This is a genomic window from Dehalococcoidia bacterium, from assembly GCA_035574915.1.
In the GTDB taxonomy this organism is placed as follows: domain Bacteria; phylum Chloroflexota; class Dehalococcoidia; order DSTF01; family WHTK01; genus DATLYJ01.
Window position 1 is genome coordinate 1 of the sequence record DATLYJ010000100.1, and the last position, 14197, is coordinate 14197.

At 66.8% G+C, this 14197-nt stretch carries 11 protein-coding genes; 4 read left to right on the top strand and 7 right to left on the bottom strand.

Features of this window, described 5'->3' with window-relative positions; genetic code table 11:
* A partial coding sequence (locus tag VNN10_09415) for a dihydrolipoamide acetyltransferase family protein (GenBank protein ID HXH22237.1) occupies positions 1–648 on the top strand: 648 nt, incomplete at its 5' end.
* Between the two features lie 73 nt (positions 649–721).
* Here VNN10_09415 and VNN10_09420 read toward each other — a convergent pair.
* On the bottom strand, positions 722–1156 hold the full coding sequence (locus VNN10_09420) for a cyclic nucleotide-binding domain-containing protein (protein HXH22238.1): 435 nt from the start codon (positions 1154–1156) through the stop codon (positions 722–724).
* A 354-nt stretch (positions 1157–1510) separates the two neighbouring features.
* Here VNN10_09420 and VNN10_09425 point away from each other — a divergent pair, with 354 nt between their 5' ends.
* Both VNN10_09425 and VNN10_09430 read left to right on the top strand, forming a co-directional pair.
* A complete protein-coding gene (locus VNN10_09425) occupies positions 1511–2005 on the top strand; it encodes a hypothetical protein (protein HXH22239.1) in 495 nt (164 codons plus the stop codon).
* Positions 2002–2250 carry a hypothetical protein gene (locus VNN10_09430; protein ID HXH22240.1) on the top strand — a complete coding sequence of 83 codons (249 nt, stop codon included), beginning with the start codon at positions 2002–2004 and terminating at the stop codon, positions 2248–2250. Before VNN10_09425 ends, VNN10_09430 begins: the two co-directional genes overlap by 4 nt.
* Before the next feature lie 73 nt (positions 2251–2323).
* Here VNN10_09430 and VNN10_09435 read toward each other — a convergent pair whose 3' ends face one another.
* Together VNN10_09435 and VNN10_09440 are read right to left on the bottom strand one after the other, a co-directional pair.
* Positions 2324–3358 (bottom strand): ABC transporter permease, encoded by a 1035-nt coding sequence (locus tag VNN10_09435; GenBank protein HXH22241.1) that lies wholly within the window; start codon positions 3356–3358, stop codon positions 2324–2326.
* Positions 3359–3382: 24 nt separating this feature from the next.
* The gene (locus VNN10_09440; protein HXH22242.1) at positions 3383–4396 is read right to left on the bottom strand and encodes an ABC transporter permease; all 1014 of its coding nucleotides are present in this window, start codon (positions 4394–4396) and stop codon (positions 3383–3385) included.
* Between the two features lie 490 nt (positions 4397–4886).
* Here VNN10_09440 and VNN10_09445 point away from each other — a divergent pair, with 490 nt between their 5' ends.
* Positions 4887–7541: a pitrilysin family protein gene (locus VNN10_09445; protein HXH22243.1), complete on the top strand. Its 2655-nt coding sequence runs from the start codon at positions 4887–4889 to the stop codon at positions 7539–7541.
* Between the two features lie 332 nt (positions 7542–7873).
* Here the strand turns inward: VNN10_09445 and VNN10_09450 are convergent, their stop codons facing one another.
* The 4 genes from VNN10_09450 to VNN10_09465 all read right to left on the bottom strand — a co-directional run bounded on the left by VNN10_09450 (position 7874) and on the right by VNN10_09465 (position 14073).
* The gene (locus VNN10_09450; protein ID HXH22244.1) at positions 7874–8350 is read right to left on the bottom strand and encodes a VOC family protein; all 477 of its coding nucleotides are present in this window, start codon (positions 8348–8350) and stop codon (positions 7874–7876) included.
* A gap of 55 nt (positions 8351–8405) precedes the next feature.
* Positions 8406–11156, bottom strand: a complete 2751-nt coding sequence (locus VNN10_09455) for a PAS domain S-box protein (GenBank protein HXH22245.1) — start codon at positions 11154–11156, stop codon at positions 8406–8408.
* A gap of 99 nt (positions 11157–11255) precedes the next feature.
* Positions 11256–11657, bottom strand: a complete 402-nt coding sequence (locus tag VNN10_09460) for a response regulator (protein ID HXH22246.1) — start codon at positions 11655–11657, stop codon at positions 11256–11258.
* A gap of 52 nt (positions 11658–11709) precedes the next feature.
* Positions 11710–14073, bottom strand: coding sequence for an ATP-binding protein (locus VNN10_09465; protein ID HXH22247.1), 2364 nt, complete (start codon positions 14071–14073; stop codon positions 11710–11712).
* Positions 14074–14197: the final 124 nt, after the last annotated feature.

Consider the following 14197-nt stretch of genomic DNA (forward strand, 5'->3'; position numbering starts at 1 on the left):
ATTGCCCGCCGCATGTCGCAGTCGAAGCGCGAGGCGCCGCACTACTACCTCACGCTGGACGTGGACATGACCGAAGCGCTGCGAATGCGGGCGCAGATCAACGAGGGGTTGGGCGAAAGCGGCCGCGTGAGCGTCAACGACCTCCTCATCATTGCCTGCACGCGCGCCCTGCAGCAGCACCCGAACTTCAACTCCTGGTGGGTCGAAGACCACCTGCAGGTCCACGGCCGCATCAACATCGGCATCGCCATCGCCCTGGAGGACGGCCTCATCGCGCCCGCCGTGCTCGACTGCCAGGCGAAGCCGCTGACGCAGATCTCGCGAGAGGCTCGCGACCTTGCGGAGCGCGCCCGCAGCGGCGGCGCGCTCTCGCCGGAGGAGTACACGGCTGGCACCTTTACCATCACGAACCTGGGCGCCTTCGGCGTCGACTCCCTGATCGGCATCATCAACCCGCCCCAGACGGCGATCCTCGGCGTAGGCCGCGTCCAGGAGCGGCCGGTTGTGAAGGACGGCCAGGTGGTCGTACGCTCGATGATGACGCTCGCTCTCTCGGCGGACCACCGCGCGACGGACGGCGCCGAAGGCGCGCGCTTCCTGGCGACGCTAAAAGACCTGCTCGAGAAACCGGCCCTGATGTTCGTCTAGGAGCCAGCGAAAGGTCGCCGGCCTGCGCTCGCAGTCCTGGCCTGCTGAGATGCTGGACTGCCGGGCGCCGCGCTCAGTGCGTTTCGGCGGCCTCGTTCAGGGCACGGATGCGACGGGCGAGGATCGGCAGCATTGCGACGGCGACGCGCGAGCCCGGTGCATTCAATTCGGCGTTGAAGTCCCACTTCGTGAGGACCAGGCACTCGCAATCGTCCTTGGCGCGGGCGCTGGCGTTCCTCACCTGGTTGTCGAAGAGCGCCATTTCGCCGAAGAAACCGCCCGGCCCGTGAGTGTAGATGACGTGCTCTTCTGGCTTGCCCAGCCCGCGGACGATTTCGACGTGTCCCTTCGAGACGACGTAGAAGGCGATACCGAGGTCGCCTTCCCGGACGATGATGTCGCCCTTCTTGTACTCACGCTTGACTGTGACCTTGGCCAGCCGGGTAAGGTCCTTGCGCGGCATCTCGGAAAAGAGTTCGACCTGCTGCAGGGTATCTTCGACGGCCATCGCACCTTCCTGAAAAGGGCGCGTCCGTCCGCGCCCAACTCCTGTCCCCGTTCAAGCAGACGCATTCTATGCAGACCGATCTGCCTGGGCAACCCTCATCCGTCCCCGGCCGCTCGAAATCAGGGCGCGGCAAGCCGCAATTCAGCCACCGGATTGCAGAAACCAGGGTGATTACCTCTAAACTGCAACCCGGTTTATGCCGAAGTACCTGGAGGGCGATCTCCAGCAGGCAAGGAAGGCCGCCTTGCACATTCATCCTCACTCGCTTCCCTTTGTCCCGGGTCTCGGGTTGCACTGCCCGCAGATGGGCGCCTCGATCGACGCCGATGCTACGGCCGCGTGGAGGCCCGGGAGATGAGGACACCGGGACGCGCCACGCCGCGAGCTGGCCGTGGCGCCGCCCTGGACCGCGCCCAGTTGGAGGCCCTCCTCGAGGCAGCCTTCGGTCCGGCCCCACGCAACCCCGACGACCTCAGGATCGAAGTCGACCTCCTCGACCGTCAGGCGGCCGCGCTGGCGGAGATCGCGAACCGCCGAAGGCGCCGCTTCGGCCCTGATGAGGTCGAGCTCATTTTCGACGCCGTCGGAGAGTTCGCCGGCTATGAGGTCGCGGAGATGGCGGGTGTCGACCTGTCCGATCCAGAGGCCACGGTGCCGGCCCTGACGGCCTCCAGGCTGCGGGCCCTCATCGCGGGCGCTGCCTCGGCGCAGGGTGCTTCCCTCGAGGACCTCCTGGCCACGGTGTCCGAAGGCATCGCCGCGGAGCGCGCGCGCCTCGAGGCCGCGCTCGCGGCATTCGGGCGCGACCGCGAGGCCGGGCAGGAGGGTAACGCCGGAGGGAGCGCTTGAAGGTCGCTTTGCGCCGGTCCGCGGAGCCGGCCAGCAGCCCCTCGGTCCTGGCGGCCCTCGCGCGCGCCATCGTCAGCGACCTGGAGATGCCGCTGGCGGTGGTCCATGCCGCCTGCGGTGCCGCGAGGGCCTCCGCAGCGTCAAGCCGCGGAATCGAGGGCCTGCTGGAGGGCATCGAAACCGCAGTGCGCACGGTCAAGGCGGACGCCGCAGAAGTGCTGCGCCTGGCAGGCGGAGACCGCTAGGCGGCACGGCAGAACACAGTCAGGGAAAAGAAAGAGGCCCGCCGCGCGGCGGGCCTCTTCATAGCCGGGCCGGCTAACGGCTGCCCCTCAGGCGCGGGTCGAGGACGTCGCGCAGGGCGTCACCGAGCAGGTTGTAGGAGAACACCACGATGCCGATGGCAATGCCGGGGTAGATCGCCAGTCCGGGAGCGGTGCGCATGTACTCGCGGCCCTGGAGGCTGAGCATCTGGCCCCAGCTCGGGAATGGCGGCGGCAGGCCGTAGCCGAGGAAGCTCAGGCTGGCTTCCAGAAGCACTACGCCTCCGAGCCGGATCGTAGAGCCGAGGATGATCAGCGCCATCACGTTCGGCAGCACGTACTTCATCATGATCCGCCTGTCGCCGGCGCCGATCACGCGGCCGGCCTCGATGTACGGGCTGGCCATGATCGATAAGACCTGGCCCCGGATGATGCGAGAACCGGGTGGCCCGCCGAGGACGCCGATCACGGCGATCATCTGCCAGAGGCCGGACCCGAAGATGCCCAGCACGGTGATGATCACGACCAGGCCGGGAAGCGCCTGGAAGATGTCGACCAGACGCTGTGAGATCTTGTCGACCCAGCCGCCGTAGTAGGCGCTCATGATCCCGATGGTTGCGGCTATCGCCTCACTGATGAGGACGGCGCCGAAGGGGACGATGATCGACACGCGGGCGCCGTAGATCAGGCGGCTCAGGATGTCCCGGCCCAGCTCATCGGTACCCAGGAGATAGGTCGACGAGGGAGACTCCAGCCGGTCGCGCAGGTGGTTCTTGTCGTACTTGAAAGGCGCGACAAGGCCGGCCACGTAGGGTACGGGCTTACCCTCCGCGGCGGTAATCGCCGTCGAGACCGAGTCGTAGCCGCCGCCGAAGGGCGTCCCGGCGACGTGATAGATGAAATTCGCGGTCACCGGCACCAGGTCGCCGATGATCATCAGGGCGAAGACGATTAGCCCGCAGATGAAGCCCAGGGGCTTCCGCCTGGCGAAGGAGGCGAGTCCGGCGAAGACGCGGGCGGGTAGCGGGCGCTCTCGTTCCTGTCTCCAGCCCTCTATCTCCGCGATTCCGCCGAGTTGTTGTACGGCCATAGTCGTTCCTCCGTCCCTACCCGGCTACCTGTAACGGATCCTGGGGTCCAGGAATGAGTAGCTGATGTCCACCAGTAGCACCGAGAAGATGAGCAGCGTCGCGAAGACCAGGTTCAGGCCCTGGACCACGGGATAGTCGCGGATGTTCACCGAGTCTACCAGGTAACGCCCCATGCCCGGGATCACGAAAATCTGCTCGAAGATCACGGTCCCGGCGATGATCCCGGGAAGGCCCACGCCTATCACCGTCACCACGGGAATGAGGGCGTTGCGCAGCGCATGTTTGTAGAAGACCGTGGCGTTGCTGAGCCCCTTCGCGTGCGCCGTGCGCACATAGTCCTGGCGCAACACCTCCAGCATCTGCGTGCGCACGAGGCGGATGAGGCCGCCGCTGGGCGTCAATCCGATGATCAGCGCCGGCGTCGCCATGATCTTGAGGTGCGCTATCGGGTCCTCGGTGAGGGTCTTGAACTTGATCGGCGGCGCCCAGTTGAACCAGATCGACCCGAAGGTGATGACGAGGACGGCGATCCAGAAGCCGGGCACGGCGTTCAGGAGGATGGCCGCCGTCCGGAGCCCATAGTCGGGGAACTTGTCCTGCTTGACCGCGGCCCACACGCCCATGGGCACGGAGGCCGCGATCGCCGTCGCCTGTGCCCACAGGCCCAGCTCGAAGGAGATCGGAACGCGCCGTTTCATCTCCGAAGTGACGCTGCGGCCGTTATGGAGCGACTTGCCGAGGTTGCCCTGGAGCACGCCGGAGAATTTCTTCTCGGTGCAGTCACCCTGAGAGTTGCGCTTGAGGCACGTCGGCCAAAGGCCCATGTACTCGAGGTACTGCTGCGGGATGCTAGAGCTGAGGCCCAGCTCCCGCTCCAGGTTTTTGCGAAGCTGGGGGTCGTTGCGCCCGAACTCGCCGACAATCGTGTCGATAACGTCCTGGGGAAGGATCACCCGCAGGCCAACGAAAGTCAGGATCGAGACGCCGATCAGGGTCGGGAGTGAGAGGATTAACCTCTGCATTATGTAACGTTGCACTCTACGCGACCTCCTGTCTCGGCCAGCCCGTCCGGCAACGCGCCAGCCAGCGTCAGCTACGTGCGGTAAGTAAGGCTATCTATACTGCCTGGCCTCCCTGCTGGCAATACCTGAAATGGATTACCACAATGCGCAGGCCTCTCGGCGCAGGCCTCTCGGATCGTACGTTTGCGAACGTGCGCAGGGATTCACGGCGCATCCTAACATGAGGTCGCGCTGACAGCGGGCACTTGACGGCGCAGGGCAGCGCGCCGAACACGGCGGACCTCCACAGGCCTGAGACCGTCTCGCGCGGCGTTCATCCGCAGGGCGGCGATGCGCTCCCGGTCCGCCGTCGCGCCACGGAGGTTTAGGAACAAGGGAGGCGCTGGCATGGCGCTGGCGCATCTTACCCGCCATGCCCCGCGGGCGCGATGGCCGAAAGGCCGCCGTTTGCGATAATCGCTCAAAGCCCCGAGCAGACCTCTTTGGGAGAATGGAGCCGACCGGCATGCCGATGAATATCAGCTTCCAGAAGCACACCCTCAAGAACGGGCTCGACGTGATCCTGCACGAGGACCACTCGATCCCGATGGTCGCGGTGAACATCTGGTATCACGTGGGCTCACAGAACGAGGTGCCCGGGCGTACGGGCTTCGCCCACCTCTTCGAGCACGTCATGTTCGAAGGGTCGAAGCACCACAACAAGGAGTACTTCGAGCCGCTGCAGGAGGCCGGTGGCAACATCAACGGCTCTACCAGCACGGACCGCACGAACTACTACGAAAACGTGCCCTCGAACTACCTCGAGCTGGCGCTCTGGCTAGAGTCCGACCGCATGGGCTTCCTGCTCGACGCGCTGGACGAGCGCAAGTTCGAGATCCAGCGCGATGTGGTGAAAAACGAGCGCCGCCAGAGCTACGAGAACCGGCCCTACGGGATGGCGGGCTGGGAGATCCGCAAGGCGCTTTTCCCGCCGAACCACCCCTATCACTGGCAGACCATCGGCTCGCAGGAGGACCTCGACGCCGCGACGCTGGAGGACGTGAAGGACTTCTTCCGCCGCTTCTACGCGCCGAACAACGCCAGCCTGGCGATCGCCGGCGACATCAACCCGGAGGAGGCGCTGAAGCTGGTCGAGAAGTACTTCGGCGACCTGCCGCCGGCCCCGCCAGTGCCGAGGCTGGAGCGCTGGACGCCCCGCCCAGACCACGAGATCCGTGTGAACCTGCTGGATCGCGTGCAGCTCGAGCGCATCTTCTTCTCCTGGGTCACGCCGCCGCGCTTTGACCCCGACGAAGCTCCGCTCGACGTGCTCGTCTCCATCCTGGGTGAGGGCCGGAGCTCGCGCCTGCACCGCTCGCTGGTGTACGAGAAGCAGATCGCGCGCGAGGCCAGCGCCTACTACGCCGCGATGGAAATCGCCGGCGAGTTGCGGATGGACGCCACTGTCGCGCCCGGACACTCGGTCGACGAGGTGGAAGCCGCGCTCCTCGCCGAGGTGCGCCGCATCCAGGAAGAGCCTCCATCCGAGGAGGAGGTGCAGCGCGCCGTCAACCGCCTCGAGGCCTATTACGTGCGTCAGCTCGAGAGCCTCGGCGGATTCGGCGGCCGCGCCGACCTCCTCAACTACTTCAACGTCCTCGCCGGTGACCCCGGGCGCATCAACTCAGACTTCGACCGCTACACCCGGGTGTCACCAGAGGACGTCCGGCGGGTGGCGAGGGAGTGGCTCACCGAGGGGCGCGTGCGCCTGGTGGTGCGGCCGAAGCCCGAGCTCGCGCCCCTGCCGCCGAAGGTCGACCGCAGCGTGAAGCCGCCGCCGGCGCCTCAGCCGGCTTTCCTGCCGCCCACGCCGCAGCGGATACCGCTCGCCAACGGGCTCGACCTGGTGATCATCGAGAAGCACGAAGTACCCACCATTGCCTGCGCCGTCTACTTCCCGGGCGGCGCGGTCATCGACCCCGAGGACCGGGCCGGCCTGGTGTCTTTCACGGGGCGTCTGCTGACCGAGGGGACGAAGACGCGGACGAGCACGCAGATCGCGGAGGAGTCCGAGTTCATCGCCGCCCGGCCCAACGTCGGCGCGGACCGCGAAAACCAGCTCGTCACGGTCGAGGCGCTGACGAAGCACTGGCCGAAGGCGCTCGAGATCATGGCCGACGTTATCCTCAACCCGACCTTTCCGGAGAACGAGGTGGAGCGGGTGCGGCGCGAGCGCCTGACCGACCTCCGCCGCATCAAGGACGACCCGAACGCCATCGCCGACCGGGTGGAGGTCGGCCTGCTGTTCGGCCGTCAGACGCCGCACGGTCATCCCATAGGCGGCTGGGAGGAGTCGGTCGCGGCGATAACGCTGCCGGAGATGGTGGACACGCACGGCCGCGCCTTCCTGAATAACCGGCCTTCGGTGGTGATCGTCGGTGACATCAAGGTAGAGGAAGCTGCCAGGCAGATAGAGGGAGCATTCGCCGGCTGGCGCGCGGCGGCGCCCCCGAAGCCGCCCGCGCAAGAGTTTCCGGAGCCCTCGGGCGTCACCATCTATCTCATCGACAAGCCGGGCGCGGCTCAGTCTGTCATACGCGCCGGGCACCTCTCGCTGCCGCGCCCGAACCCGGACTACTTCCCGCTTGTAGTGATGAACATGGCCTTCGGCGGCCAGTTCACCGCCCGGCTCAACATGAACCTGCGCGAGGACAAAGGCTACAGCTACGGCTACCGCTCGCGATTCGATTGGCGCTTGTCCCGCTCGGTCTTCTCCGCCGGCGGCTCTGTGCAGACGGCGGTGACCAAGGAATCGATCATCGAGACCTTGAAGGAGTACGAGGACCTGCACGGCAGGCGGCCGATCACGGAGGAGGAGTTCGAGAAGGCGAAGCTGGGGATTATCCGCGGCTATCCGCCGACCTTCGAGACGCCGGGCCAGGTGTTGCGTCGCCTGCTGGACGTCGTGCACTTTGGGCTGCCTGACGACTACTTCACGACCCAGGTCCAGCAGCTCGAGGCGGTCACGCTGGCCGACGTCCGGCGCGTGGCGGCCGAGCACGTCCATCCGGACCGGCTGACCGTCCTCGTCGTCGGCGACCTCGCCGTCATCGAGCCGGGCATCAGGGAGCTCGGGTATCCCGTGGTGCTGCTCGATCACGAAGGACGGCCGCTGGAGTAGATCGCGCTTCCGGAACCTGATCAAGGGGCCGGAGGTCTTGAAGACCTCCGGCCCCTGGTCGCTATTTTGCCTGGGCTGACTGGCTTGCCCGTTTCCGCCGTCGGAGTTCGTCTCCGTGGATGTTGGCCTCTTGGCCCTCTGCCGCGGACTTGGGCTATGTGATTCGCCCTGCCCCTGGTGGCGACAGGGCAATCAATTGTCCACCTGCCACACCTGGAAGGCCGTACGGATTGACCTCGCGTCCGTCATCATTTTTCAACCCTTCCGGCCATAACCTAGACCAGCGACACCAGGTGAAACAGGGCCATTCGGCCCGAGTGCGGCTGACCCCCTCAGGCGCCTCGCGGACGGCCGGCGAAGCGCTGCAGCTCGCGGGCCAGGTCCAGGGGCATCGTGACAGCGCGCCGCTCGTACTCGCCCCAGGCCTCGCGCGGCACACGCCACATAACTTCGAACTCGATGCCGTCGGGGTCGGCGCCGTAGAGGGACTTCGAGACGCCGTGGTCGCTCATGCCGCGAAGCGCGCCCAACTCGCCGAGCGAGCGGGCGGCTTCCGCCAGCTCCTCGATCGTCTCGACTTCCCAGGCGAGGTGGTAGAGGCCCACGTTGCCCGGCACTACCTGGCCGCCGCGTGCGCGGAAGAGGCCGAGGTCGTGGTGGTTCGCGCCGCCAGCAGCCTTCATGAAGATGGCGCTGTCTCCCATGCGGTCCACCACCTCGAAGCCGAAGGCGTTTTCGTAGAAGCGGGCAGACCTCTCCGGATCGGAGACGAAGAGGACGGCATGATTGAGGTTGGAGATCCTTGCCATGGGGGCCTCCGTCGCGGTTCGGGGTGCGTTCCCACCCAGCGTACCAGAGCAGGGGTTACTTCTCCGGCGGCTCCGGGTCCGGGATGGCGCGCAGCGAGAAGCCGAACTCGGCGCCGCCGCCCTCGCGCGGCTGCACCCAGATCCGCCCCCCCTGCGCTTCGATCACCCGCTTGCAGACCGCGAGGCCGACGCCAACACCCGAGGCCCAGGCGCGCGCCGCCTCCGAACGGAAGAACGGGGTGAAGATGCGCTCCCGGTCCTCCAGGGTGATGCCTATACCCCGGTCCAGGACGCGCACCCCTGGCTCTTCCGATCCCGTCACCACCACTTCGACCGGCTGGTCGCCTCGGCTGTACTTGATGGCGTTGCTCACCAGGTTCTCCATGACGAGCTCGACGTAGGTCGCGTTGCCCATTACCGGCGGCACGTCGCCCTCACGGCGCAAGCTGATCTCCCGGCCGCGGTTGCGCTCACGAAGAGACGTGATGGTCCTCTGGGCGACGCTGGCGAGGGGCACCGGCTCCAGCTCCAGCTGGCCAGCATCGAGCTTCGTCATCAGGAGCAGGTTCTCGATTATCCGTTGCAAGCGCGCCGTCTCGCTGACGATGTCTTCGAGCAGCAGGCGGCGGTCGGCGTCGGAGATCCGCTCGTACCGCTCGCTCAGGAGGCGGGAGCCGCCGTAGATGGTAGAGAGAGGCGTGCGCAGTTCGTGCGAGATGAGGCTCAGGAACTGGTCCTTGAGGGCGGCGGACTGGCGGATCGCCTCCTCGGCAGCTTTCTGCGCCGAGATGTCCCGCGCGATCTTGGAGGCGCCGATGATGCGGCCGCTGTGGTCGCGGAGGGGCGAGATGGCATCCGAGATCGGTACGAGCGTGCCGTCCTTGCGAAGCCGCACGGTCTCGTACGGCTCGACGCGCTCCCCGGCGCGGATGCGCGCCAGGATGCGGTCCTCCTCCTCCTGGCGCTCCTCCGGGATCAGCATGCGGATCGACTTGCCAATCGTCTCCTCGGCCGTGTAGCCGAAGAGCCGCTCGGCCCCGGGGTTCCAGGACTGGATGATGCCGTCGAGGTCCTTGGAGATGACCGCGTCGTCGGACGACTCCACTATGGCCGCGAGGCGGAGCGCGGCCTCCGCGGCGCGGCGCGACTCCGTGACGTCGACGAAGATGCCGAGTGCGCCACGCACCTTCCCCTCGGCGTCATGGAGGGGGGACGCGTACTCGAGGAGGCTCAGCCTGGCGCCGTCCCCGCGCACCAGCTCATATTCGAGGTCCGCCAGGTAGACGTCCTCGCGTGCCGCCCGTTGCATCGGAAGCTGCTCGGGCGGCACTTCGATTCCATCCTTGTACAGCCGGAACGGGAGGTCCTGGCCACCGGGACCGCTGAGGGACGCATCCGCGCCCTCGCTGATGCCGAGCATCCTTGCCCCGGCGCGGTTCACCGTTATCCGGGACGCTTCCGGGTCGTGCGCCACGGCGATGGCGATGGGCACGACGTCGAATAGGGTTTCCAGCTCTTCCACGCGCCGCTGCAGCTCTTCGGTCAGCCGGCGCCTCTCCTCCTCGGCGCGGCGCCGCTCGCTGATGTCTCGTTTGATACCGACGTAGAACAGGGGCCGGCCCTGGCCGTCTGTGACCGCAAAGGCGGAAAGGTCGACGTCAACCTCCTCGCCCGTACTGGTGCGGCTGACGACGTCGGCGCGGAACCGGCCCTTCGCCTGCAGTTCGCCTACCACCCGCTCGAAGGTCTCCTGCCCCAGGTGCAGGGCCGGCGTCTGCCCCTGCAGGTCCTCGTCCGTGTAGCCCGTGAGCCTCGCGTGCGCGGAGTTCTGCTCGTGGTAGTAGCCGTTCGGGTCGATGATGGCAATGCCCTCGAAGGAGTTCCGGAAGATGGCCTCGTAGAGCGCGCGGCGCTCCTCGGCGTGCTTCCGCGCCGTGATGTCGCGCGTAAAGCAACGGCTGTGCACGAACTCTCCCTCTCGCCACAACCCGCTCGAGTCGATCAACACGTGCCGAATGGAGCCGTCCTTGCATCGGAGCCGCGCTTCATACTCGCGGACCACCTCGCCACGCCTCAGCCGGGCGAGAATGTCATCGATCGCCTCCCGATCGACGTGGAAGTCGGCAACGTGGCGCCCTACGTACTCTCCTTCCGCATAGCCGAGGAGGTCCAGTTCCGCCTGGTTGGCCCCGATAATCCTGCCTTCGCCGTCGACCCAGTGCAGGGCGACGGCCGCATTTTCGAAGAAGTCACGCAGGTTCTCTTCGCTCTCACGCAGGGCCTCGACGTGCCGCCGGTGCTCTTGCTGGTCGAGGCCGAAGGCCACCTGCGTGGCGATGGTGCTAGACACGGCAAGCTCGTCAGCGCCGAAGTCGTGCGGCGCCGGATAGTAGAGCATGAACTTGCCCAGGAGGCGGTCGCCGATGGTGAGGGGAATGAAGGCCAGGGCGCGGATCCCTTCGTGCTGGATGACGGGGAGGAATGAGGAGAGGGACGGCTCCAGGAGGACGTCCGGGACCAGCACCGGCTGCGGGTCGACCGCATCCGGGCTCCAGGGTGTGTGCCCTTCCACCGCGCGACGGTAGCCGTCCGAAAGGCCGCGCCAGGCCTTGAAGCGCATGACGCCATCGGGGTCGAAGAGAACTATCGAGGAGCGGGTGACGTCCAGGCTCTCCGAGAGACAGTGGAGGGCGGACTCGTAGATCTCCTCCGGCTGCCGCGCTTTGGCGATAGCGCTGGTGAGGCGGTGGAGCGGCTCGGGCCGCAGATAGGACTTTGACCGTCCGGAGCGGACTTCGAGGGCCATGTAGTCGTTCCAGTCTAACGCGATGTCATATTGCGGCGCCGTTTAGACCGGGCGACCCGGCATTGCATGACCGCATATGTAGAGGACCTCGCGGTGTCCTCACGCTTGCGCGCTCCCCCTCGTGCGCTCGATGACTTGACGCACAGTCCGGCTGAGGTCGGCGGGGTCGAAGGGCTTAGCAATGGCTCCGTTCGCGCCCAGTTGGGCCCTCGCCGCCTCGGCGCCGTAGGCGGACACGATCACTACGGGCGTGTCGATGCCGCGCTGGCGGAGCTCGGCGTAGAAATCGCGCCCGTCCATGCCCGGCATCTCCAGGTCCAGGAGCACCAGGTCGAACTTGGCGCGCTCGGCAAGGTCGAGGGCGTGCGCCGCGCCCGTGGCCGTGGTCACGGCGTAGCCGGACGCGGTGAGCAGGATGCGCAGGAGGGTGAGGAGAGAGGTGTCGTCATCGATGACGAGGACCGAATACGGCGGCTGCGGCTGCGTCTCGCTGGTCCACATCCGGGCCACCGTGGAAGACCACTCCAGGCGAAAGGTCTGCTGTAAGGGCGGACTAGGCAACTACGGCACCCTCCGTCCTCGGCAGCTCGTCGGCAGGCTCTCCGGCCGGCGCCAGCGGCACGCGGAACCACACGTCCAGCCCGCCGCCGGGGCGCCCCTCGGCCTTGATCTCGCCGCCCAGGCTCTCGACCAGCCGGCGGCAGACGGCGAGACCTATGCCCTTCCCAGGCGCCTTCTTTGCTACGCCGGGTGAGCGGTAGAAGCTCTCGAAGATGAGCGCGAGCTCCTCAGGCTTCACGCCCGGCCCGCGGTCAAGGACGTGGAACTCGGCGGCGCTCCCTCTCTCTTCCACCCTGACCTCGATCGGCAATTGCGGCGGGGCGTACTTCGCGGCGTTACTCAACAGGTTGTACAGGACCTGGCGCAGGCTGGTCTGGTCCGAGCGGATGAGGCGCCCGGCGAGCCGGTTGTCGACCCTCACATCCCTGTCGGGGTGGCTGCGCTGCAAGTCCTCGCAGGCCTCCTGGACCAGGTTGTCGATGACAATTTCGGCCCTCTCCGGCTCCCGGCCCATCTCCACCCGTGCCAGAAGGAGCAGGTTCTCGATGAGGTGGACCATCTTGTCAGCCTCCGCCTCGATGTTGTGGAGCAGCTCGGCTCGCGCTTCCGCCGGCAGGTCGCGGCTGGGGTCGTTGAGCAAGCGGGCGCCGCCGAAGATTGTCGTCGTCGGGGTACGCAGCTCGTGGGAGACGATGCCCAGGAACTCGTCCTTGGCCTCGTTAGCACGGGCAAGCTCATCGCGCGCCTGCTGAGACTCCCGGTACAGTCTGGCGTGACCAACGGCAAGGCCGGCACGGCTGCCGAGCTCTTCCAGTAACGCCAGGTCGAGCGTCGTGTAACTGCGGCGGGACTCCGCCGTTACGAGCGTAATCGTGCCGACGATGCCTTCGCGGCTCCGCAGCGGTACGGAGATGTACGACGTGAAGCCGACGGCCCGCAGCAGGGCGAGGTGCTCCTCGTCCAGGGCGGCTTCGGCCAACAGGTCATCCGGGATGCGCTCGACGAGCTCGGGTTCACCGGTCCGGAAGACCCTGTAAACGCCGCGCTGGTCATTGAGTTGCACCGGATAGCGCTCGTAAAGCTCCCGGGCCCAGGCGATGCGCGCCGGATCTTCGTGGGCGATGGCGACGGGCTTCAGCTCGCCGTCCTCCTCCAGGTGCACGGCGCACCAATCGCCGACATCGGGCACGAGTACGCGGGCGAGCCGGGCAAGGGTCTGCTCATAGTCAAGGCTTTCGCTGAGCAGGGCCGTACTTTCGGCCAGGAAGCGCAGGTCCTTCTCCCGGGTCGCGATTGCCCGGCTCATGTTCTCCAGCGCCCCCTGGAGGACCAGCACGTCCCTGTCGTCGGCGCGCGGGAGGGTCGCGGGCTGCTCGCCGCGCTCGATCTGGGCCGCCCAGGATGCCAGCCGCCTCAGCGGCGTGGAGAGCCGGGCCGCGATGACGACGGCGGCAGCTAGCGCCGCCGCGAACGTGACCGCAACGATGAGCAGTGAGCGCACGAAGTCGCTGTTCAGCGGGCCTTCGATGGCGGATGAAGGCCGCGTCAGGCCGACGACCCAGCCCGTCGTCTCGACGGGCGCGAAAGCGCCGTAGCGCTTGCCGTCATCCACGGGCGTCGGCTTGTCACGCACCAGCACCGTCTCGCCGGCAGCGGCGCGCTGGTACTCGGGCGCGGAGGATATCTCGAAGGTCGGCGTCTCAGGGCCTCCCCGCAGGGTACTGATCAGGACGACGCCGTTGTTGTCGATCAGGGTGACGTTCGTGTCGGGCGCTAGCTCCCGCGGCAATCTGGAAGCGAGCTGGGGCGGGTAGAAGGCGATGAACAGGTACGCCAGCGGTTCGCCGCGCGTGGACTTCACCACGCGGCCGAAGGCGAGGGTCGTCTGCCCGGTCAGCTGGCCGGCAAGGGCGCCGGACCATACCTTTTCGGCGCCATCCCGGAGTGCGGCGAAGTAGCCACGCGACGAGACATCGAAGCCGACGTTGCCCGTAGTGCCGGCGATGACCCTGCCTTCGAGGTCCGTCAGGAAGATCGACCGCACGTTGTAGCTGCGGGCGAGGTCTCTGAAGTAGGTGCCGAAGGTTGGCTGGTCCAGCGAGACGCCCGCTTCAGCCGCGGCGGCAAGCGTGACGGAGGCTGACTCCGCGAAGGTCTCCATATCGCGGGCGAAGCTGTTCAGGCTGGCGGCAACGGTGTGGTCCAACGCCTCGAGGTTCGCGACCGCAGTGTTGCGGCGCTCCTCGAGGTTCTCCAGATAAGTAACGACGACTGCGACGAAAATGGGCACGAAGAGGAGAAAGAGGGCGATGGAGAGACGCGTGAGCAGGCTCCACGGCCTTCGGCCGCGTGCCAAGCTAACATCGCCCCGATCAGTCGTGTCGGGCATCGGTCAAGTTTGAGGCAGTCCGGGCCTCAGTTGAAGGCAACGGGCATTGCAGGAACATATACTCGATGCCCCTGCATGTGTAGATACGGTG

Coding starts and splice junctions, on each gene's coding strand:
- VNN10_09420 (HXH22238.1), bottom strand. CDS start 1,156: ATGGCCGTCGAAGATACCCTGCAGCAGGTCGAACTCTTTTCCGAGATG.
- VNN10_09425 (HXH22239.1), top strand. CDS start 1,511: ATGAGGACACCGGGACGCGCCACGCCGCGAGCTGGCCGTGGCGCCGCC.
- VNN10_09435 (HXH22241.1), bottom strand. CDS start 3,358: ATGGCCGTACAACAACTCGGCGGAATCGCGGAGATAGAGGGCTGGAGA.
- VNN10_09445 (HXH22243.1), top strand. CDS start 4,887: ATGCCGATGAATATCAGCTTCCAGAAGCACACCCTCAAGAACGGGCTC.
- VNN10_09450 (HXH22244.1), bottom strand. CDS start 8,350: ATGGCAAGGATCTCCAACCTCAATCATGCCGTCCTCTTCGTCTCCGAT.
- VNN10_09455 (HXH22245.1), bottom strand. CDS start 11,156: ATGGCCCTCGAAGTCCGCTCCGGACGGTCAAAGTCCTATCTGCGGCCC.
- VNN10_09460 (HXH22246.1), bottom strand. CDS start 11,657: ATGTGGACCAGCGAGACGCAGCCGCAGCCGCCGTATTCGGTCCTCGTC.